The 20,809-nt window shown below is 42.0% G+C and carries 22 protein-coding genes and 2 pseudogenes; 17 read left to right on the plus strand and 7 right to left on the minus strand.

The window, feature by feature from the left end:
• Positions 1–37: 37 nt before the first annotated feature.
• Entirely contained in the window at positions 38–1,384 is a 1,347-nt protein-coding gene (locus ACF8CV_RS12780) for an integrase arm-type DNA-binding domain-containing protein (RefSeq protein WP_069501029.1), read from the minus strand.
• Positions 1,385–1,703: 319 nt separating this feature from the next.
• On the opposite strand from ACF8CV_RS12780, the gene ACF8CV_RS12785 reads away from it, so the two are divergent.
• The 14 genes and pseudogenes from ACF8CV_RS12785 to ACF8CV_RS12850 all read left to right on the plus strand — a co-directional run.
• Positions 1,704–2,171, plus strand: a complete 468-nt coding sequence (locus ACF8CV_RS12785) for an NUDIX domain-containing protein (protein WP_021485179.1) — start codon at positions 1,704–1,706, stop codon at positions 2,169–2,171.
• A 216-nt stretch (positions 2,172–2,387) separates the two neighbouring features.
• A complete protein-coding gene (locus ACF8CV_RS12790; protein WP_005526636.1) occupies positions 2,388–2,642 on the plus strand; it encodes a type II toxin-antitoxin system Phd/YefM family antitoxin in 255 nt (84 codons plus the stop codon).
• Complete coding sequence (locus tag ACF8CV_RS12795) at positions 2,635–2,904, plus strand: Txe/YoeB family addiction module toxin (RefSeq protein ID WP_005464459.1); 270 nt, start codon at positions 2,635–2,637, stop codon at positions 2,902–2,904. The genes ACF8CV_RS12790 and ACF8CV_RS12795 overlap by 8 nt, the downstream gene beginning before the upstream one ends.
• A gap of 197 nt (positions 2,905–3,101) precedes the next feature.
• Positions 3,102–4,130 carry a potassium channel family protein gene (locus tag ACF8CV_RS12800; protein WP_229611598.1) on the plus strand — a complete coding sequence of 343 codons (1,029 nt, stop codon included), beginning with the start codon at positions 3,102–3,104 and terminating at the stop codon, positions 4,128–4,130.
• Positions 4,131–4,386: 256 nt separating this feature from the next.
• Positions 4,387–4,626, plus strand: coding sequence for a hypothetical protein (locus ACF8CV_RS12805; RefSeq protein ID WP_079881100.1), 240 nt, complete (start codon positions 4,387–4,389; stop codon positions 4,624–4,626).
• 153 nt (positions 4,627–4,779) lie between these two features.
• Positions 4,780–5,214, plus strand: coding sequence for a GNAT family N-acetyltransferase (locus ACF8CV_RS12810; protein WP_009696110.1), 435 nt, complete (start codon positions 4,780–4,782; stop codon positions 5,212–5,214).
• 165 nt (positions 5,215–5,379) lie between these two features.
• Complete coding sequence (locus ACF8CV_RS12815; protein WP_138938729.1) at positions 5,380–6,288, plus strand: Imm49 family immunity protein; 909 nt, start codon at positions 5,380–5,382, stop codon at positions 6,286–6,288.
• A gap of 183 nt (positions 6,289–6,471) precedes the next feature.
• Positions 6,472–7,110, plus strand: coding sequence for a DJ-1/PfpI family protein (locus ACF8CV_RS12820; protein WP_025499005.1), 639 nt, complete (start codon positions 6,472–6,474; stop codon positions 7,108–7,110).
• 137 nt (positions 7,111–7,247) lie between these two features.
• The gene (locus ACF8CV_RS12825) at positions 7,248–8,150 is read left to right on the plus strand and encodes an Imm49 family immunity protein (protein WP_089190344.1); all 903 of its coding nucleotides are present in this window, start codon (positions 7,248–7,250) and stop codon (positions 8,148–8,150) included.
• A 942-nt stretch (positions 8,151–9,092) separates the two neighbouring features.
• On the plus strand, positions 9,093–9,506 hold the full coding sequence (locus ACF8CV_RS12830) for a VOC family protein (protein ID WP_005483188.1): 414 nt from the start codon (positions 9,093–9,095) through the stop codon (positions 9,504–9,506).
• A 152-nt stretch (positions 9,507–9,658) separates the two neighbouring features.
• Positions 9,659–10,153 (plus strand): CbrC family protein, encoded by a 495-nt coding sequence (locus tag ACF8CV_RS12835; protein ID WP_025632120.1) that lies wholly within the window; start codon positions 9,659–9,661, stop codon positions 10,151–10,153.
• 165 nt (positions 10,154–10,318) lie between these two features.
• Positions 10,319–10,861 carry an N-acetyltransferase gene (locus ACF8CV_RS12840; RefSeq protein ID WP_025499008.1) on the plus strand — a complete coding sequence of 181 codons (543 nt, stop codon included), beginning with the start codon at positions 10,319–10,321 and terminating at the stop codon, positions 10,859–10,861.
• A 705-nt stretch (positions 10,862–11,566) separates the two neighbouring features.
• Positions 11,567–12,010: a hypothetical protein gene (locus ACF8CV_RS12845; protein WP_138938727.1), complete on the plus strand. Its 444-nt coding sequence runs from the start codon at positions 11,567–11,569 to the stop codon at positions 12,008–12,010.
• Positions 12,011–12,474: 464 nt separating this feature from the next.
• A pseudogene (locus tag ACF8CV_RS12850) lies at positions 12,475–12,708 on the plus strand (integrase core domain-containing protein); the annotation flags it as partial.
• 114 nt (positions 12,709–12,822) lie between these two features.
• Here the strand turns inward: ACF8CV_RS12850 and ACF8CV_RS12855 are convergent.
• From ACF8CV_RS12855 to ACF8CV_RS12880, 6 genes are all read right to left on the minus strand, one after another.
• Positions 12,823–13,992 (minus strand): DUF4056 domain-containing protein, encoded by a 1,170-nt coding sequence (locus ACF8CV_RS12855; RefSeq protein ID WP_230391724.1) that lies wholly within the window; start codon positions 13,990–13,992, stop codon positions 12,823–12,825.
• Positions 13,993–14,087: 95 nt separating this feature from the next.
• A complete protein-coding gene (locus tag ACF8CV_RS12860) occupies positions 14,088–15,269 on the minus strand; it encodes a BamA/TamA family outer membrane protein (protein ID WP_138938725.1) in 1,182 nt (393 codons plus the stop codon).
• Between the two features lie 10 nt (positions 15,270–15,279).
• The gene (locus tag ACF8CV_RS12865; protein ID WP_138938724.1) at positions 15,280–16,182 is read right to left on the minus strand and encodes a hypothetical protein; all 903 of its coding nucleotides are present in this window, start codon (positions 16,180–16,182) and stop codon (positions 15,280–15,282) included.
• A gap of 114 nt (positions 16,183–16,296) precedes the next feature.
• Positions 16,297–17,661, minus strand: a complete 1,365-nt coding sequence (locus ACF8CV_RS12870; RefSeq protein ID WP_171056010.1) for an FUSC family protein — start codon at positions 17,659–17,661, stop codon at positions 16,297–16,299.
• Positions 17,662–17,674: 13 nt separating this feature from the next.
• Complete coding sequence (locus ACF8CV_RS12875; RefSeq protein WP_392417260.1) at positions 17,675–18,538, minus strand: HlyD family secretion protein; 864 nt, start codon at positions 18,536–18,538, stop codon at positions 17,675–17,677.
• A 12-nt stretch (positions 18,539–18,550) separates the two neighbouring features.
• Entirely contained in the window at positions 18,551–18,763 is a 213-nt protein-coding gene (locus ACF8CV_RS12880) for a DUF1656 domain-containing protein (protein ID WP_005454886.1), read from the minus strand.
• Positions 18,764–19,073: 310 nt separating this feature from the next.
• Between ACF8CV_RS12880 and ACF8CV_RS12885 the strand changes: the two are divergent.
• The 3 genes and pseudogenes from ACF8CV_RS12885 to pdxY form a co-directional block, all read left to right on the plus strand.
• Positions 19,074–19,238, plus strand: a pseudogene (locus ACF8CV_RS12885) (hypothetical protein); the annotation flags it as partial.
• Positions 19,239–19,457: 219 nt separating this feature from the next.
• On the plus strand, positions 19,458–19,826 hold the full coding sequence (locus tag ACF8CV_RS12890) for a hypothetical protein (protein ID WP_025542164.1): 369 nt from the start codon (positions 19,458–19,460) through the stop codon (positions 19,824–19,826).
• Between the two features lie 87 nt (positions 19,827–19,913).
• Positions 19,914–20,765 carry a pyridoxal kinase gene (gene pdxY / locus ACF8CV_RS12895; protein ID WP_138938722.1) on the plus strand — a complete coding sequence of 284 codons (852 nt, stop codon included), beginning with the start codon at positions 19,914–19,916 and terminating at the stop codon, positions 20,763–20,765.
• Positions 20,766–20,809 lie beyond the last annotated feature (44 nt).

A 20,809-nucleotide genomic window follows, 5' to 3' on the forward strand; every position in this document is an offset into this window, starting at 1 on the left:
CATTCAGGCTCAGTGGTAATGCATGCTGAAGCGCTGGTTATGCGCTCTGTTTATTCTCCGCTTGATATTGTCCTGCAATCGAATAGTAGTTGCCTGTCGATTCCACAATATAATCGCTCCAGAATTGAAGAATTTCGTATCGTTCATCGAGATACAACGCACTGTTGTATGAAGCTCGAGTGGTGTTCTTATCTAAATGAGCAAGACACATTTCAATTGCATCTTCACGGAACTGTTTGTGTTCATTGAGATACGTGCTAGCAATGCCCCTAAACCCATGACTGACGAGCCTTCCTTTTAAACTAGTGAGGTTGAGTGATGAATTCACGGCGTAAGGACTTATGTGCGGGAATTTGGTATTCGGCTTGTCAGATGGAAATACGTGGACGTGCTCTCCTGATATTGGTCGAATGAACTCTAATATCCCTAACGTGTAGTCATTCAGCGGCACCAAATGCTCACGTTTGCTTTTAGTGTAGAAAGCTGGGATTGTCCAAAGTTTATTCTTAATGTTGATATCACACCAGCGCATGGCAGCGAGTTCATCTGCGCGAGTCATCGTGTGCATTTGCATTTCGAACGCGCAACGGGTGACGGGTTTCATTTGGTTGTTTGACATGATAGCCATCACTTCACCAAGTTCGTTTGGCGGTACTTTGAGCATGTGAGTGACTTTCGATTTGGCAAAGTTGTCTTTAATATAGGCTAAGCAATTAGATTTAATGATGTTTGAGTTTACCGCGAATTTCATCACTTGATTGGCAATGCAGCATGCACGCTTAACATTTTCTAATTGTCCTTTAGCTTGCATAGGTTCGATGACCGAAATGACTCCAGCGGCGGTGATATAGGCCATAGGGAGGTTGCCTAGTTTAGGATATAGGTTACGTTTTAAGAAAAGACGCTTGCGATGTGACGAGCGTACTTTGTTGGTGATGCGGTCGATTTCATCTTGCCCGAATACCGTGCCGTTAATTCTAGCTCTCTCACGTTCTTCGACAATCAGCTTTTCTCGGTTAGTTGTCTCTTGAATTTCTTCTTTCAGAAGCATCTTTTCTGCGACCGCTTTAAAGGTCTGTTGGCTTTCAACCAAATGGTCTAACTTCTGCTTTTCACGAAACAGTTTTGGGTCAATACCGTTCGTCATTTGCTTACGAAGCTCTTTAGCGACCTTGCGTACTTCGTCCAGCGTCATATTAGGGTATGAGCCAAGCCCCATTTTTTTACGCTTTTTAGTGCTAAAGTCTGTGTAGATAAATAACCAGTTCTTAGAGCCGTTTTTACGTATTCTTAGGTAGAGGTTTCCACCATCTGATAGTGAATATTCTTTGTCACTTTTCGCTGCATTCTTGATTTGTGTATTTGTTAATTTATTGATAGCCATGCTGCTACCCTCCTGTTTATCTATTTGTTCCCCTTCAAATTATCAATCGATTTTGGGGTACGCAAGGGGGTGCTAGAGCTGTGAGATGTAGTGAGAAAAGGTGACTGTGAAAGAGTGTTATGTTATTTTAAATCAAACGGTTAGGTTGTTTTTTGAGAGGTGGTGAGTCATGGTGATTAGTGTCTGGGAATTCTTAAGAGGGATTCGCAACGCGTGGCATTTTTACTATGCGTTGGTTTTTGTGTTTAAGGTGGTATGCGGTGGCTTTTGTATTGCGTTGCTCACCCCTTAACAGGGCGTTAGCTTTCAAGGAGGAAAATTGAGCGCGAGTGACTATATCAAAGAAATTCGTTCCAAAATTGGAACTATGCCGTTACTTATCCCTAGCGTGGCGGGTGTCATTTTAAATGAAAACCAAGAGTTACTGCTTCAACAGAAATCAGATAATACATGGAGTCTTCCTGCCGGAATGATTGAACCTCAAGAATCTCCAGTACAAGCATTGGTTAGGGAAGTTCGTGAGGAAACCGGTTTAGCTGTTAAAGTAGAGCGTCTACTTGGTGTATTTGGCGGTGAGGGTTTTGGATTCACTTATCCAAATGGCGATCAAGTTGATTACACCGTAATCATGTTTAAATGTGTGGCAGACAGTCAGTTACAAACTGCAACCGACGATGAAACAGTGGCTTTAAAATGGTTTTCAAAGGGTAATTTGCCAACGCTTGAGCTACCTTACCCGATAGAGTGTTTGTTTGCAGAAAATGATTCAGTGTATTTCGTTGGCTAGAAAGCTAACAAGTTGCTTAAGTGTGATTCAGCACGCGTGGCATTTTTAATATGCGGTGGTTTTTGTGTTGAAGTGCCATGCAGATGCTTGGCCATTGCGTGCTTCACACCTTAGCAAAGCGTTAGTTGCCTTATCAATATCGCATGTTCAATTTACTGTACAAGTAGAGTGGCGAGGACTATACTTGTTCCATTAAACGTACATGTGGAGGTTCTTATGAGAATCGTATCTTTTACTGAAGCAAGAAATGGTCTTAAAGCTGTTTTGGACGGTGTAGTTAATGACGCTGATACAACAGTTATTACACGTCGTGATTCTGAAGATGCTGTGGTTATGTCCTTAGATTACTACAATAGCCTTATGGAGACAGTGCACTTACTACGCTCTCCTCAAAACGCTGAACACTTAAACCGTTCTATAGCACAGTACCGTGCTGGTAAAACAACAGCACGAGAGTTAATTGATGAGTAGTAGTCAGCGTTTACTGTCGTGGACTGATGACGCTTGGGATGATTACCTGTATTGGCAAACTCAAGACAAAAAAACACTCAAGCGCATCAATAAACTCATCAATGATGTTAAGCGTTCTCCATTTGAGGGCATCGGTAAACCTGAGCCATTGAAAGAGAACTTATCTGGTTTTTGGTCTCGTCGTATTGATGATACTAATAGGCTTGTTTACGCAGTCGATGATCAGGCCATAACGATAATCTCGTGTCGTTACCACTACTAAATTAGGTTCAGCGATCTGGCATCTAACAAACAATTTAAGAGTGATTCCCCACGCTTGGCATTTTTGGTTTGGGTCTAGTTCAGTGTTTATGGCGTCCATATTAAGTATTGTGGTAGCGTGGCTCACACCTTAATTGGGCGTTAGGTGTCTCCTTAAATCTTTACATAACAAAAATATTGGCTAGGAGTTTTTATAAAGTGAATACCAAGAAAAGAACGGTTGCTAAACCGCATAAGAAAGAATATCTCACGACCAGCTTTGGTCGATTTGTTGATTCAATTTCATATCCGAAGCTACTGCTAAGCACATTTTTCATATGGTTAGCAGCTGGCTTGTACTTTATGGAAGCTACATACTATCAACAAGGTATGAATTTTGATCCAGAGTGTGTTCTTGACACTTCAAAAGAATGTGTCCAACTAACTCGATTGGAAGTTGCTCAGTCATCATTTTATTTTGCAGGTGTTACTTTAACAACTCTAGGCTATGGCGATATTTCTCCGGTTGGCTTTGGTCGAGTCATCGCGGTTTTATTGGCAGTCTGTGGCTTAACCATCATAGCGATTTTAATTGCGAAAATTTCTTCAGAGCGCCAATCATCATTGCTACTATTACTGCACACTAGTGACGTAGAACGCAGAATGTCAGAGTTTGTAAATCAAATTGAATCGTACATCGTGCTATTGAATGAAAGTCGTGAACAGAATGAAATCGATAAGGCGTATAAAGAAATTAGAGGATTAAGATCATTATTAGAGGCTATTAGTAGCTATATTGTTTTCCATACGAACCAATCTCTATTCTTAGAAATTGGTACAGACACAGCAATCAAGGCGTTAATGTCAAAACTTGGTGATGCTCACGATGTACTCGTTACTTTTGATCAGATGGCGATCTCCACTGGAAAAATTGAAACAGCGTGTCTAAGCACATCTAAGAAAATGATGGATATTGAAGCATTACTCATTGCGCACAACGAGCATAAGGGCACTAATGTTAAAAATATAGACATCGCCAAGCTTAGTAAGAAATATGATGCTTTCGTTAAAAAGCAAAAAACGACCTTAACAGAGGCTAAAATCTCTGGAGTATATAAGCTGTTGCCTAAAACTCCGCGAGGACAGTGGCCCAAAAACCTTAATAGAACGATAGCAAATGAACTGAAAATTTCGGTACAAATGGTTCGAAAGTGTATTGAAGAACTGAAAGTTAGAGGTCAGTGCTAGCATATACACCTAACAATCTGTTTAAGAGTGATTCGCAACGCTTGGCACTTTTGCTATGCGTTGCGTTTTGTGTTTAAGGTGACATGCAGGAGTTTCGGTATTACGTTGCTCACACCTTAACAGGGCGTTAGTTGCCTACGAGGAAAACGCAGCTTAAGCAGAATGTTTAGAATTAAAATTAGTGTGTTTTTGGTGGCGTTTCGTACTTAAATTTTGAATCGTTCGGGTTCGTGAAAATCGTTCTCAGGTTTCTTTTGTGGTTGGATTTTCTGTTTCAGAAGCCGATTCGCTTGTTGAGAGTCAGCTCTGTGATATTGTCTTTTCAAATGGGCTTTTTGGTGTTGTTAGGCTGTATTCTACGGCGCTGTTTGTTCCGAGTGGTTTCAGTGACAGGCGCTTTGAAACTGCGCCTGATTTGAGTTTTTCAAAGCACATAAAACTAGTGTTGGCAAAGCGGCAATCAATTTCAAATCAAAGCTTTAGGTTTGGCAACTAACAAAGCATTCAAGAGGGATTCACAACGCTTGGCAGTTTTGGTTTGAATTAGCTTAAGTGTTTACGGCACAATGGGTTAGTTCGGGTGGAATGCGTTGTTCACCCCTTAATGCGGCGTTATAAGCTATCCGTAGTTGTAGGTTTGGAGAGTTAGGTGTACGAAACCCGTAAAGCTGAAAATAGTGACTATGAGTTCCTATTCGAACTTAAGAAATCAGCAGAATTTGAACCAATCAAAGCTGTATTTGGTTGGGACGAAAGTGTTCAAAGAGAAATTCATCACAATGAGTGGGTCGAAGAAAAGCCAACCATCATCGAAGTCGATGGCGTCGCCGTGGGCAGTTACTTGGTGCAGTACCATTCTGAGAATCTGTACTTTGGTCGCTTTTTCCTATTACCAGAACATCAGGGTAAAGGAATTGGTAGCCAAGTATTAAAAGCTGTCATTGAGCTTGCTGAACAAAAGTCGTTACCGATAAAGCTTTGCTACTTACAAGGAAACCGAGTAGGGCAACTTTACAAAAGGTTTGGCTTTGAGGTTACAGGGCAGGACGAACAGTTCGTGCACATGCTCAAACCACGCTTATAACAAACTGTTTAAGAGTGATTCGCAACGCGTGGCATTTTTACTATGCGTTGTTTTAAGTGATTAAGGTGGCATGCGGCAGCATCGGTATTGCGTTGCTCACACCTTAACAGGGCGTTATACGCCAGAGTACTCCTCGTGCTAGATAAAATATAAATTGAGTAATAAATGACGACACAACAATACCCGGCAATCAACTACGATGGCGCCCGAAAAGTATACAAAGAGCAACCAGGAAATATTGCAGCTTTAACAGATATCATTACAACTGAGTTGGCAGAAAGTGAGGGGTGGAATTATGTCAATCCAGGAGATTTGGGGTTTGCGATTTACACTAGATCACTATATTTAAAACTTGCGGACATTGACAGTGCGTTGCACTCTCTTGTCGCTTGGCAATATTTTGAATCAAAAAGTATTGAATATGCCTTACTGGAGGATGGCGAAAAGATTACTATTTCGTTACCAAATAAAGAGGTGTCATTTGGTTTTCACACAGACAGGGATTATCGGAGGATTCAAGGTGGTGATCTCTATGGTTTAACGTGGTTCTCTCTGTTGTGTGAAGATTTTGATAGCGCAAGACGCTTCGTCAAAACCGTGGATCACCCGCAAATTAAATGGCTAGGTCAATCTGGTAAAGTTTTACTGAGGTTGATCGGGTGCGTTTTCGGTTTGAGTGATGGTGAGCCCATGGATTTGATTCAGGAGTACGTCAACCTTAGTGCTTCTGAACCGGTGAATCACGGTGAGCCTGATGCTGTCACCTACCTTCATTTACCAATGATCGATGTGATAATGAAAGTATTTGGTGGAGCTGATGAAAAAACCTACCAAAAGGCAATGTTCTCGGCAGTTCAAAATCACCATGAATATTGGAGCCAGCCACGTTTGAATGATTCAAAACACGGCTATTTCTCCATGCAACTGACTACCCTGGCCAAAGTCGCCTTTGCAAGGTATGGTTACCGCATTGGTTTTGAGACTGACTATGTACCAGAGGCGTTCTATACCCGACCACTACCCACGTTGAGCTATGATTTTTTAAATAAATACACAGCACAAGAACACGACTAAACGGTATTGCCTCTTCTGATTTGCGTATAACAAACTGTTTAAGAGTGATTCGCAACGCGTGGCATTTTTACTATGCGTTGGTTTAAGTGATTAAGGTGGTATGCGGCGGCTTTTGTATCGCGTTGCTCACACCTTAACAGGGCGTTATGCGATTCATGAAGTCAGCGAAAGGAATAGAGATTTATGTACAAAGTTGGCGTTGTTATATTTGATGATTTCACAGATGTAGACTTTTTTCTTATGTATGATTTGCTTGGGAGAACAACCGATAGTTGGACGGTCAGCATACTGGGAACTAAACCTGAACATCATTCCCACCTTGGTATGAAAGTTATAACAGACGGGCATATTTCAGAGGTGACGAACCAAGATGTCGTTCTTATCACTAGTGGTAAACGTGGTATTCCAGCAGCGATGAAAGATGCTGAATTTATGTCAGCGTTGAGCCTTGACCCAAATAGACAGCTAATTGGCTCGATATGTGCTGGTTCATTTATCCTTCATGAGCTCGGTTTACTAAAAGGTAAGCCATTAACAACCAATCCAGATGCTAAAGGTGTTCTACAAAAGATGGGAGGAGACGTTATGGATCTACCTCTAGTAGTAGAAGGTAACATAGCCACTGCAGGAGGTTGTCTTTCACTGATGTATCTCATTGGTTGGGTAGCAGAGCGGCTGTTTGACTCAAGTAAACGAAAAACTATTCAGAATCAATTAATTCCAGCCGGTCAGTTAGAAATTTTTGAAGAGCTCATTACCACAACTATTCAGTCAGCAGAGTTGAAAAATTCGCATAACAAAGCGTTTAAGAGTGATTCGTAACACTTGGCATTTTTAATTTGCGTTGGTTTTGGTGTTTAAGGCGCAATGCAGAAAGTTCGGCATTGCGTTACTCACACCTTAACGCGGCGTTAACTAACTCCTTGGATCCGGTTTATAAATTAAAGAGAAATGTTTATATGACATCAAAAGAACACTTTAAACCAATACCATGTCATGCAGACTACCTAAAGAGACTTTCTAACCCATATGGGATGAAATGTAATCGACTGCTTGATGACTTTGATTTTTACTATGAAAGTGGGAAAGTCGATTTATATGATGTGAGCCTTGCAGGTCTTTCTCTAACAAGTTGTCTCTACCACAAGATTGGTGACATAGAATCGAGTCTTAGAGCGATGGATATGCATCAGTACTTTGATATTAAATTAGTACAGTCACAGCTATTCAGTGATGGAGAGACGATTTCGGTGGTACTCCCTAAAGCAAAGGTGACTTTAGGAGCGAAGACAGTTCAACACATTGCCCTAAGTGGAGCACACCTGATAGATTTAGCTTGGCTATCTTTGTTCTGTGAGCAAGTGAGCGATATCGAATACCTTGCCGACTCAGCCGATCACCCAGACACTGAGTGGTCTAATATTCGGTCCCATACCTTCTTTGAACTCCAAATGGTCATGCTGGGAATAAAATCTGGCGACGTTAAGTCGTTAATTCAGAAATTTATTGATGTTAGTACGCCTGAATACCTTGAGGGCTTAGCCTTCGAACACGCAAACCTTATCAATTTACCAACGATTAATGTGATGACAAAAGTTCTAAATAAATCAGGTTGTGGTGAAGTGGAATACCAAGAAGCGATGTATGAAGCGGTTAAAGGGCATCACAAGTATTGGAGTCAAAAAAAACTAAAAGAAGAGCTAACTGGCTATTTTTCTATGCCGTTACTGGCACTTGCAAAGCTTGCTTACCAGAAATACGGTTTTCACTTGGGGTTTGAAACGGATTATGTTCCAGAAGCCTTCTATACACGTAATATGCCCGAGCCGAGCTATAGCTTTCTAGATAAGTACAAATCGTAGTTAGTTAACAAACTGTTCAAGAGGGATTCGCAACGCGTGGCATTTTTACCATGCGTCGGTTTTAGTGTTTAAGGTGGTATGCAGCGGCTTTGGTATTGCGTTGCTCACCCCTTAACTGGGCGTTATGTGATTGGAGGAAATAGTGACTTTATCTGCAAAAGAGTTTCCAGAGTTTATGGAGTCAGTGCAAGAGCATGTAAATAGATTAAGTAAGGGAACGAAAGCCGAATCTTTAGGTAAAATTATAGATTTTCGGAAAACTATAACAGCGGAGTCCGATAGGGTTGTGCTTTGATGGCAGCAGCTTACATTGACGAAATGCCCAAAGACTTGTTAGATTCATACTTTGTTGATGACTCGACGGTATTGAAACGTTTACTAGGCAATAGCGGTGGACTAACTAGCTTCTCTGCGAGAATCGATCTTTCTTATGCTCTTGGACTACTTCCTAAGAATATCATGCGCGATCTATCTATATTAAGGAAAGATAAGAAATGATTTCGCACATGTGTCTAGTCCAGTAAGTTTTACCGATGAAGCGATGGTTTCAAGGTGTTTAGAGTTAAAGTGTGCCTTTGTCCCTAAAGAGTTCGACGCTCGGTCTAGGTTTTGTAGGGTAATGGTCGTTGCAGCAACACAGATTGAGTTAACTAAATGTTCATTAACTCGCTCTGTACCTATGGCAGACTATGATGACATTAGCTCAAGGGTGCAGCTCGATAAGTTCGTCAAATTCGTACAAGACAAGTTTAATTTAGATCTATCGCAAGACGTTTAGAATCACATAACAAAGCATTTAAGAGTGATTCGCAACGCTTGGCGTTTTTGCTTCGCTCAAGTATAGCCAAGAGCCGCTCACACCTTAATAATACGGCGTTATGTGCTTTCTCGGAAAATCATAAAATAGCGTACAATCAGCGTTTTGAAATAGCGGAAATTGTCATGTCTAAAACTGTTCAGCAGCAAATTGGAAACATCGCTCTAGTCGTTGAAAATTACGACGATGCTATTGAGTTCTATACTCAAAAACTTCAATTCACATTGGTTGAAGATACTGACTTAGGTGGTGGTAAACGCTGGGTTCAAGTTTCTCCTCCAAATTCCAGTGGTACGAACCTGCTTTTGGCTCAAGCGAGTACACCAGAACAAATGCAAGCAGTAGGGAATCAAACGGGTGGTCGTGTGTTCTTGTTCTTACAAACTAACGATTTCTGGCGAGACTACGAATTAATGAAGACAAATGGCATTGTATTTAATGAAGAGCCACGAGTTGAAGAATACGGGACAGTGGTGGTATTCCAAGATCTCTATGGTAACAAATGGGATTTACTGCAACTGAACAGAGCAACCAAATAGCATGCACATAACAAAGCGTTCAAGAGGGATTCTCAACGCTTGGCGGTTTTGGCTCAAAGTTTAGTTTTTGTGTTTATGGCACAATGGATTAAGTTGGGTGGTATAGCGTTATTCACCCCTTAACGCGGCGTTCTGTGCCAGAAGGAGTACAATTGAAATTTGAGTTTTTCTCTGATACTGAGAACTTTGCATTCAAGGTTGACGAGCCAACACAGTGCTCAGTTTGTTTTAAAGTAGGCATATGGTTCGACGCTGGAATGTACCCAGGGCAAACTGACATCGAGTGTATTTGTGATTCTTGTTTGTCTTCTGGCGCTTTGATAGAACTAGATATTGAACCTAACGATTGCGCTGAGAGTGATACAGAAGACTCAAAGACGATCACCTATAAAACTCCATCCTTACCATGTTGGCAAGACCATGAGTGGCCATTTATTAGTAGTGGCCAGTATCCAGTTTTTGAGCGAATAGCTTCAAAAGAGGACTTCACAGATAAACTAGAATTCATTGAAGCTTATATTCCGGAAGATACCGATGTAGACTTTGATTGGTTATGGGCAACGTTACCGAATGAAAGGCTTAAGAATTACACAGAGGCTGGTAATGTATCAGTATATTTGTTTAGTCTTGGTAAACGGAAATATTGATTTTTCGATTGTAACTAGCACATAACAAAGCGTTTAAGACAGATTCCCAACGCTTGGTATTTTTCATCCCATCGTTGGTTTTTGTGTTTACGGTGGTATGGTCAGGTTTCGTGGTGGCGTTGTTCACCCCTTAACGGGCGTTAGGCTTCAAGGAGGAAGTTGTTAGTGTTGATACCACAATGGGAATCCAAAAATTTGGTTTTCACTGAGTTTTCAAGTGATGAGGCGGAGCTAGCCAAGTCAATCTTTGACAGTAACTTAAATGTAAAAGCAATGGACCCAACGTTTAGGGAATGGTCTATCACCGAGTATGAAAAATTAATAGCTGAAAGCAACAAGTCAAAATTATCTGACGAGCAAGGTGCATTTTACCTAAGAAAAATTAGCACAAAGAAAGGTCATGTGGTTGGTTACGTACAGATGGAGTTTCATGCTCCGTCAACTGGCACACTTTGGCTTCCTATGTTAACAATTCTACCGAGTTTTAAAGGTAAAGGCTTGGGTTCAGAAATAGTTAGTAGCGTTATCGCCGTAGCCTGTGAGTACGCAAATCTACAAAACGTAGGTTTAAATGTTTATGCAGAAAACATTTCTGCTTTTAGGTTCTGGTACAGACAAGGTTTTACGCAAATTCGAGCTTTCGATCAAGAAATAGAATTCGGCAAAGAATACAATTGCTTAGTGCTATATCGTGAGCTAGAAGCCTAACAAACGCTTTAAGAGTGACTCGCAACGCGAGGCATTTTCACTATGCGTTGGTTTTAGTGTTTAAGGTGGTGTGCGGTAGCATCGGTGTTGCGTTGCTCACCCCTTAACAGGGTGTTAAATTCATGGAGGATAAATGGAACTCGTAATTGCACCAGTGGTGGTTTTCTGGATAGTGCCATTCTTTTTTACCTAGCGTATGGGGTTCTATCTTTTGATGGATAAACCTTGCCTACCCTGTATATTGACAATTATTTTTGTAGCATTACTTAGTGTACTCACATATGTACTTTGGGGTTTGTTTTCCTTTAAAGGTCGCAGCGAAATTTGGGACTTTGAAATCCAATGGTTTTTTCCATTAAATAAATATGCAATTGTGTAATTTCTTTTATCACTGATGGCTTATTTGTTTGGAAGTAATGTTTTTAACAGTGACATATCAAAGGCTGTAATTTTTATTATCGATTTCTCGGTTACGTTGGGGAGTTTGATCGGGTGTTTTAGCTCTAGTGCATTTATACAAAAGTACAATATTTCAGTGACGTACTAATGAATTTAACAAACAGTTCAAGAGGGGTTCAGCACGCACGGCATTTTTGGTATGCGTTGGTTTCGGTGTTGAAGTGCCATGCAGCAGCTTAGTCATTGCGTGCTTCACCCCTCAACTGGGCGTTATGCTCAATTTAAACTTGGAGTAGTTAAATAAAAATGAAAAAGGTCTTTACTATTTTGGCTGTATCAACACTAGCAGCTTGTGCAAACATAAATACACTTGAAAATTTGAGAAATGATGAACCTAAAAGTGAAAGATATGAATCAGGTGTACCTTTAGTAAAATTAGATGAAAATGTTAAAAGCTATATTTATAAATGCTATCGCTCAAAAGGCTCGACCGTCAAAATGAATGGAACGGCATTGGGTGCAGTAACTTTGTCTGTAGATAGAAATGAAACATCCAATGGAATTGAATATGTAATTAAGAGATGGGTTAAAGGGGGCTATAACCACTGGATACTTGTTTCGCTAAGAGGTGAAGGGCCATCTAATTCAAGTGGTGTTATACATATAGATGACTTCATGCCAAGCTACGTTTTCGGTAAGTTCGAGAAAGTGATAAAAAACGAAGAGGACATAAGTTGTCCGAGCTATTAAGCATAACAAGGCCCTAAACGCAAACAAAAACAGTTAGTTTCGCTCGTGCCTCGCAAAAATTTTAGCCAACTATTTTTAACCGGTTACAACGGTGTGATGCGTCTAGTTTACAAGGATTAATTAAATTGAAGGGAAATTATTTGTGCGGGGAAGTTTCGTTTGAGTTATAAGGAGAGTTACCTCTCATTTATCAATGTCATTGCTCATTGTGTCGCAAAGTGTCGGGTTTTTCATCTAGCTCAGTTTTGATTGTCAAAGTGTCAAATTTTGAATGGTAAACTGGCGAACCTCAAATTAAGATTTTCTCTACTAATTCGGGCTTTAAATCTGAGTCTTGTTCTCAATGTGGTAACCCATGACCTAATATCAGCTCAAACGGCGATGTATATTGGGTACCTGCTGGTTTGCTGTCCGAGCTTGTCGATGGCAAGGTTGCTACTCATGTGCATGTCGGTTCTAATGCAAACGGGATTTGCGAACGCTTCCACAAAACCATATTGAATGAGCTCTATCAAGTTACGTTCAGAAAGAAACTGTATGGCTCAATGGAAGAGTTGCAGAAATATCTGGGTGAATGGATGGAGTACTACAACAATCATCGTACTCATCAAGGAAAAATGTGCTGTGGCAGAACGCCAATAGAAACATTAGAGGATGGGAAATCAATCTGGGCTGAAAGGAATTTATCCCAGATATAATCTGACAGGCACCGAGTCTAAAAGTGGGTAGCTGTCAGCTCAGGTCTGAATTCGTACACTTTAGGGTATGTCATTTCTAAATGAGAGGTTATGTGCAGCTATTATTTCTCTAAATTACTTCTCCGTTACATCTAACGCTTTCATTTCTTGACCATCTTGTAACTCTGCATACTTCGCAATGACAGGAAACTGGGTATGTTCGATACGCTCTGACCAGATACGTTTTGGGATGTGGTTGAAGGTATCTGCGTAACTCGGCGCTACTTCAAGTACTAACTTGGCAATGTTATCTAGATCCAGCGACTCTACAGATGCTGGTATGGTGAGCACTATCGCGGGAGATTGCGCGAGATACTGTAAGTTCGAGTTCTCTTTTCCTAATAACTCCGGTGTTAGTCGGTGGGGCTTTTGTATATCTCCTAGGTCATAGTTACGTTGCAGAACCATGTATTTGTTTGGGATTGACTCGTGTGAGTTCCACCATTTACCGTCGACGGCGGCTAATACCAGTTTTGATTGAGATTTATCAACGACGCCAAGTTCTTGCAGACTTGCATTGAGAAGCAAGCTGACATTTTGGTTGTATTCTCTTTCGCTCAGCATCTTATATTGTTGAATGAGGTTAAGTACAATTTTAGCTCCCAACATGTTGGAGTAGAGGTCTTCAAGCGAGTAGGCGGAAATGGTTTCTGGCCAACCTGAAAAACTTGCGTAGCCGTGCCACTGGGCGATCTCGTGGGATTCAGCCTTGAAGTAGGCTAAGCGTGCGGCTAAATGAGCGGCCACAGACCACCTTTGTTCATCGGTTAGAGAAGATGCGTCGAACGAGGCCATCTCGATGTATCTTGGCCCTAATTCAGCAGGTAAATCAATGCGATGGGCTTGGCCTAAGTTGGCGAGTATCTCGAAAAATAAGCCCATGGTGTCATCGGCGGTATCGCGCACATGGGCGAGGTCGATAAAGCCACCTTTTTGCGTGTATAAGATTCCGTTATTTTCGCTACCGCCATGACCCAATGCCGATGAGGATGACGGTGTGTAGTGATATATCCCGCTGGCAAACTTGTGTGGGCCTATCTCCTCGAGTTCGACAACGTTGTTCAGTCGGAAAAAGGGCACTGGAACTGGTCCAATTTTGACTTTCTGCATATCCCCAAAGGCACAACACGGGCGTACGTTCTGCGGTACGGTCAATTGAGGGTAGCGAGACTCATCCAAATACCAATTTTGATTGGTCGTCAGATCACCTGCGAGCATATCAGCGGCCTGATTCGAACTTGGCATCGCATGAATTGCCCAATTGTCGGACGAGCATCCAGCCAAGAAGGTACAAAGGGTGGCAGTGTAAAGAGATATAAAAAGTATACGGTTCATTTCAGTTAAAACGCTTCATTAATTGCAAAGTAAAATCCACTTTGATCGTTACCAAAGCCGATATCTAAGCGCAGGTTAACTCGCTGCTTGATTTCAAATCGGTAGCCAACGCCGACAGAGTAGAGCCATTCGTCTTGACCCAGTTGATCAAATTCTTCAGCCAGTGTGCCTGCTCCTAACCAGTACACCATGCCATGGCGCCCAGATAGCGGCTGCCGGTACTCTACTTGGGAAATCAGCATATTTCTGCCGCGATATTGGCCTTGTTCATAGCCTCGAAGAGCCTCAGCGCCTCCGAGCATTGCCATTTGATCCCAGCTCACGTCGCCGAAGTTGGATTCGGAGCGTATTTGCCAGGCCAAAACACCAGGAATTGACGATAGGGAACGATAATCGCTGTAATTAAGCCTCACACGTTCAAAATCATTATCTGAGCCTAATTCAGTGCTGAAGCGCTGGTATTCAAGCTCAATCAGTCTGCCTTTTGAGGCATTTAGGGCGAAGTCCCGAGAGTCATAAGTGAGGTTGAGCATGCCGCCAATATTTCGCTGCGTGCTAGGAAACTCCGCCAAATCATCACCTATCCAGGGGATGTGTGTATTTTCTTGTTTGGCGTTGGATGCTTCATTGTGGAAAAAGGAGAGCCCTATGCCTAAGTAGGTAAATGGTAATACACGTGTCATACCAGTGATTGAGGCGGAATAACTGCGTCGGTCATAATTAACTCGTTCATTGTGCATTCCTGCATCAACGCCCAGACCATGAAATACATCGGGAGCATCCGTTAGCTCAGCGTCAACAAACAAACGGTATTTATCGTTGGTTAAGTAGTTGGCATTGTTGATAGATACCCCATAAGCACCATTTATTGACCCAAAACCGTTAACGGTAATAGAGCTTGGTTGGGAGTCGATATCATTGATATCTGGCTTATAGAGGCCGACCGCCGAGACGCCAATACCAAACTTTTTCTCTGGAGTATAAAAGGGACCGGGCATGACACTCCAGTCGATGCCTTTTTCAGGATCGAACTGACCATCCGCGCCTAGTTCCAGCAATAAGTTCTCAAGCCACGCTTGATATTGCTGATAGCTTGTCAGTTCTTGCATTTCTGACTTTTGGTTAGCCGCTTCGGCGAGAGTTGCTTCAGATAGAAATAGACAAACAATAGGAAGTAATCTTGTCATGCTTTCAATCCTAGAATCGACGACCTAATGAAAAGAATAAGGTCTCACGTTCCCCAAATCCGGCCTCCATCAATATCTCCCAGTCTTTGTTAAAGGCATATTGGAAACCAAGAACACTGTTCCAGTTCTCATCGGCACTTTGACTGACATTGAAGCCCGCATCAGGGCTCAAGTTTTCAACTAAGCCAAGTAGTTGCGGTGGTAGGTTTAAGCTTTTGAGGTCACCAGACAATTCTTGTTGAACATTTTGATACATGGCGCCAACAAATACGCGCAGTTCGCGTCCGCCATCGTATTGCCAGCGATATCCGACTCTAGGGGCAGCCACGAAGGTTTTAATATTGCCATCAATGGCGGCTATGCTGGTGTAGGTGTAGTTCATATCGAGTAGTGCGAACCAATTTCCCACACCGCCAGCTAATGTGGTGCCTGCTCCATAGGTTCCTCCGTCCATCTCTAACTCAAATGCGGCGCTATCCGGTAGTTCGTCACCCGCGGCATCGAGCAGCGAACACAGAACTTTGTTTCCGATACCTTGCACGGAGGAAGTATCGCAACTTAAAGCGTTAATTTTTGCTGTGCTCGTGCCTTGGGTATAACCAATAATTCCATAGATATTCATAAACGGGAAAATCCACACGTCTCCCCTTAGAGTAATATTGGAACCTTTAAAATCGGCGTGGTTAGCATCAATATCAAGTGCCTCAAGTACCGGATGTCCTGTTAAATCAATGCTGTTGACCGTGATTGGATTGCTCATGTCCATGTATGAAAGGGAAAGACCATAAGGTTTTGGCAGTGAATAGCCACGCTTTTCTGCTTCATCTCCCCAAAAAGGGAAAAATGAATCTTGAGCAAAACTTAACTGGGTAAATAAAGTGGTTAAAAATACCAGTCCTATTTTTAATTTCACAATGGTCTCTCTTTAATATTCTAAATACCCATTTTCTAAAAATGTGTATGTGTTATTTCAAAATTTATTTTGATAATTCATTACATGAATAGCATGGCTATTAATATCGAGTTTCTAAACTCTGCGCACATTTTGAGGTTTACAAAACAGGTCAGAAAACAATTTGCCGATCAGAAGAATAATTAAAATATTCGTCAGCATTAAAATTGGTGTTTCAATTCTATATATTGGAGTCAGGTTTAACGCGCCGGAGGTCAGTACAACCAATAGATTAATCCCTAGAACTCGATGAATCAGCATTTTGGGTGTTGAAAATACCTCCCAAATTACTATCGTGTTGATGAAGTAAAATAATGCCAACTGCCATAGCTCAGTCATGAGTGGCATCAAAAACACGTACTCCAGTAGAATTACGGTTCCTGTGCCTATAACACCAAAGAAAGCATCTTTAAGTACGCTCGGTGACATTGTAGGTAAGATGCAAGAAAAAGCCGCTGCGATCATCGGAAAAATAGAACCACCGGGTATTGGGAGATAAATCCAAACGAGCAATGATGTTACGAACATTGACACCCCGTGAAACACTTTACTTTTATCCTCTTTGATATGTTGGGAAAATGTTCGTTTTCCTTGGCGAAGTGATGAGTTAACGCTTTCTATTTTATCGCTATCTTTGACACCAATGAGCGAAGTTTGAGGCTTATCTACATAAAAGTTTTCTAACTGTTCGGTAAGAGCTTTCCATTCTGCACTGTTTGAATTTGACTTATCCCCTCGGTTTAGTAGTTTTTCTTGAATGTGAGTCAGTTCGTTGACTCGCTCAAGCCAAGCACGTCGGTGCTGTCTGAGCCGATAGCTGCCTTTTAACGGTAGGTTAAGCAGTTGATAAAGCTTGTTGATATTTCCTGAATTGGCTTCTAGCGCTTCAAGGTTAAAGTCGTGCTTATTTTTAAGAGCTTCCAGTAGCAACGTTCGACTGTCTTCAAACTGCTGAATAAATTTCTGCTCAGTATTTACTGGCCAAATGACTCGATAAACAACAGAGAATGTTATTACACCTAGAACTGTTTCTTGAAGTCGTAATATCGCGAAATGAAATATAGTTTGGTCGTCAAATTGACCCATACAAGCAACTAACGCACAAACCGTAAAGGCCATCGAAAATATGTAGCCATATTTTTCGTCACTCGACATGAAAATACACAAGCCAAGAAACAGAGTTAAAAAGCTCAAAAACAAAAATGGATCTTGAGGAAACGTACCAATTAAGAAAAGTGCATAAGCGATTCCGATGAGCGTTCCCCAAACGCGGTTGTGTCCTTTATGAATTGAGTGGGCAAAGCTTTCATTTAGTGCCATAACAGCAACCGCAATGGCCGCCCAATAAGGTTTTTCCCACTGAAACCACAGTGCAAGGCAAATAGCGACAACAATTGAGAGCGCTGCTTTTATTGCTTCTTTAGTCGATGAACTCAGCATGACCTTCACCTAATTAGTGTTTGATGATTTTTATCGATGCCGTCATGCCTACGCGAAGCTGCAGATCTTTTGGCATTTCATTCAATGTCACTTTGACTGGGATACGTTGAGCTAAGCGAATCCACTGAAAGTTAGGGTTCACTGTTGGCAGAAGGTCATTTCCTGTTGTGCCATCTTTTTTCGCAATGCCAAAACCAATGCTTTTGATTTTGCCTTCTAACGCGACGTCATCATGCATGAGTAATGTCACGGTTGCGCGGTCGTTAGGGGCAATGCCCGCGAGGTCTGTTTCTTTAAAGTAACCTTCAATCCAGAAGCTATTTTCATCAATAAGGGCGACAACAGGGGAGTTAGCGACCACTTGAGAGCCCACTCGAACGTTTAGATTGGTGATGTAACCATCGGTCGGCGCGTAAACTTTGGTGAAGTCCAAGTTAAGCTGCGCTTCTTCAATGTTTGCTTTCGCTAGTTCAACATTTGCCTGCGCTGTTTGTACGGCATTATGTAAATTGCTAAGTGTTAACGCAGGTACCGCACCGTGCGTACGTTTCTCTAATTTTCGTGCTCGCTGTTCTTCATTTTGTGCCTTTGCTAGCAATGCAGTCGCTTGTTTCTGGTTTGCCAGTGCTTTGTGGTAAGACGCAACGTATGTGCTTGGATCAATCTCAAACAGCAAATCTCCCATTTTTACTTTTGAGTTATCAGCAACATACACCTGCGTAACCTGCCCAGTGACTCGAGGTGTAATGGAGATAACATAGGCACTCACCTGTCCGTCTCGCGTCCATGGATTGTTTGTGTATGTTTGGTAGTGGGTGTAAAGCACAGTACCCGCGGTACACAACAAAATAAGGGTAATGAGATAACGTTTAATCACAGTGTGCTTTCCTCAAAAGATCGAAATAAATTGGCCAATAACGCCGGTAAAAATGACAATCAGACTTAGCTCTGCCAGTGCAGGGAATGCAACGTACTTATGTAGTCCGCATCTCGTTGCTAGAGAAGTCACCATCGTGGTCAGAACGTAAGCCAATCCGATGACTAAAAGCAGCGGCGGGAAATAGATTTCACCCCATACCAGCTCGTGCGGCATTGTGTTCATGAAGTTGTCTCGTTTGTCTTGGATGAGGCAAAGATAAGGGAAGAGATGAAAAGCTGATAATCGCATTTGTAGGACGCCATCCTACAAATGGTGTAAGTAAAATCTGAGCCTTGTTCTGCACCGAAAACCGAAGAGTGATGCGCTTGCTACTCAAAGCCTGAACAGTAGAGCTATTGCCAGCTCATCAATGTCATGAATGCACGTTTTTTGTTCATGTAAGACAATGAATCATTGAATCTTTGACTAAGCTTACTCAAGGGCAGTGTTCGTCGATTTGGCCGGAAACGATTAATGCCCTGACGATAGAAGTTTAGAGTTCGAGCTTCGATTTCACATCAACTCCATTGATGATCGTTTACCAACATTGCATTTGGTGAATAAGAAAATTAATCAACTCTTCAAAGAGAATCATGTTGAAATCTCTTACCCTCAAATTGATGTTCACATGAAGCATGCAGATCAGAAAAAGCGCTGACTTGTAACACTTCGGCGCATTCATATGTCACCAGCTCCCAACGGTTATGAGCTCTGCGAGCGAAGCTTTTGATGGTTGTCTATTACGTCCTTATGCGATGAAACCATTTGTAGGGTTAGGTCCTACATAAGCGATTGGTTGAGGTAACGCTTTTCGATAATACTGACCATATCAACGAGCAATAATCTAATTCACTTCCTATTGAAAAGGAAAATGGACATGACAAAACATTCAAAAATTTTCGCTGGCGTCGCTTCAGCAATTGCCCTTACTGCGGGCATTTCAGCTTGGGCGGCAAGCGATCAAGGCTTTAGCTCAATGCAGATGAAAGGCGTGGAGCAAATCGAAGTTAAGGTCGACTTAGATGGGGCAGGAAAACGCCTATCAAAAGCGGTGCAATTCCCAACGATTTCCAATCAAGATCGCAGTGATTTTGCACCAGATGTTTACACGATTACGGCAATTCAGTTGGAGAATACAACAGAGTTTGAAGGTTTCCATGGTGTGAATGAGCGCATCCGTGTAGACGAATACGGTCGTTCAATTGGTTTCTTCTACCAGCTTATGGATAACCTCGATAATTTGTGAGAACACTTGATAGCGAGGGATTCGAGCGTAATTGCTATGCCGAATACTCAATGAATAGATGTACAGCAAAGTAATGTAGGCATAGCGATGAAAGGTATCATTTCAATTAAAACTTACGGCGTAGGTAGGCATTTAAGTAGCAGCGTGACCGGGTTTCCTGTTCAACGAATGGGGTTGGACATATGGCCAATCCACGCTGTTCAGAATGCACAACAAATACGAGACCGTGAGGTGTTTGTCGGTAGAAGCCTTACCGATGAATTACTAGCGTTGACGGATGGTGTAGAAAGCCTCCGTCAGCTATCCGAATGTGGCGCTGTCATTGCGGGTTATCAAACGGACTTAAAGTTCTGCGATTCAGTTTGTGAGTTAGTTACGCGATTAAAGGAGGAAAGTCGCCAAGTACTTTATGTCTGTCACCCAGAGCTCGCTGAGCCTATCGCTGATAAAGAGTCTCACACTCCATTGTTTGAGAGCCTGATGCCAATGGCCGACGTGATTGTATCGAGTAAGTATGTGCTGGAGCAGTTTACAGGAGTCAAGATTAGTAATGTTGAATCAGCGACGCAGGCTTGCCAAAAGGCCCTCGAAATGGGGCCGAAGCTCATCCTTGTGACAAGTATTGAGCTTGAAGAACACTTCACGATGATGCTAGCGACACCGAAATCTATCTATCTAAGTCAAAGGCCGATGCTAGATTTTGAAACGCCACCTGCTGGTGTTGGGGACTTAATAGCGGTGGTGTTTACGGCCTGTTTAGTCAAGCGTATGTCTCCGGTTGCAGCGTTACGTCATACCAATAATGCGGTGTATGGCGTACTAGAGTTGACTTATGACAATGGGAGTTCGGAGTTAGAAACGATCGCAGGCCAGTATGAGTTTGTTGAGCCTACGTTTGATTTCCCTGTCAAGAAACTCATGGCGCTCTCGATGGTATAGAAATCTGGAATAGTAAACCGCGAGGCAATAAACTGATCGATTGT

The sequence above is a fragment of the Vibrio sp. zbq_1 genome, assembly GCF_043102935.1.
Lineage (GTDB): Bacteria > Pseudomonadota > Gammaproteobacteria > Enterobacterales > Vibrionaceae > Vibrio > Vibrio parahaemolyticus.

Coding starts and splice junctions, on each gene's coding strand:
- ACF8CV_RS12780 (WP_069501029.1), bottom strand. CDS start 1,384: ATGGCTATCAATAAATTAACAAATACACAAATCAAGAATGCAGCGAAA.
- ACF8CV_RS12790 (WP_005526636.1), top strand. CDS start 2,388: ATGAGAATCGTATCTTTTACTGAAGCAAGAAATGGTCTTAAAGCTGTT.
- ACF8CV_RS12795 (WP_005464459.1), top strand. CDS start 2,635: ATGAGTAGTAGTCAGCGTTTACTGTCGTGGACTGATGACGCTTGGGAT.
- ACF8CV_RS12815 (WP_138938729.1), top strand. CDS start 5,380: ATGACGACACAACAATACCCGGCAATCAACTACGATGGCGCCCGAAAA.
- ACF8CV_RS12820 (WP_025499005.1), top strand. CDS start 6,472: ATGTACAAAGTTGGCGTTGTTATATTTGATGATTTCACAGATGTAGAC.
- ACF8CV_RS12825 (WP_089190344.1), top strand. CDS start 7,248: ATGACATCAAAAGAACACTTTAAACCAATACCATGTCATGCAGACTAC.
- ACF8CV_RS12830 (WP_005483188.1), top strand. CDS start 9,093: ATGTCTAAAACTGTTCAGCAGCAAATTGGAAACATCGCTCTAGTCGTT.
- ACF8CV_RS12845 (WP_138938727.1), top strand. CDS start 11,567: ATGAAAAAGGTCTTTACTATTTTGGCTGTATCAACACTAGCAGCTTGT.
- ACF8CV_RS12855 (WP_230391724.1), bottom strand. CDS start 13,992: ATGCCAAGTTCGAATCAGGCCGCTGATATGCTCGCAGGTGATCTGACG.
- ACF8CV_RS12860 (WP_138938725.1), bottom strand. CDS start 15,269: ATGACAAGATTACTTCCTATTGTTTGTCTATTTCTATCTGAAGCAACT.
- ACF8CV_RS12870 (WP_171056010.1), bottom strand. CDS start 17,661: ATGCTGAGTTCATCGACTAAAGAAGCAATAAAAGCAGCGCTCTCAATT.
- ACF8CV_RS12880 (WP_005454886.1), bottom strand. CDS start 18,763: ATGAACACAATGCCGCACGAGCTGGTATGGGGTGAAATCTATTTCCCG.
- ACF8CV_RS12890 (WP_025542164.1), top strand. CDS start 19,458: ATGACAAAACATTCAAAAATTTTCGCTGGCGTCGCTTCAGCAATTGCC.
- pdxY (WP_138938722.1), top strand. CDS start 19,914: ATGAAAGGTATCATTTCAATTAAAACTTACGGCGTAGGTAGGCATTTA.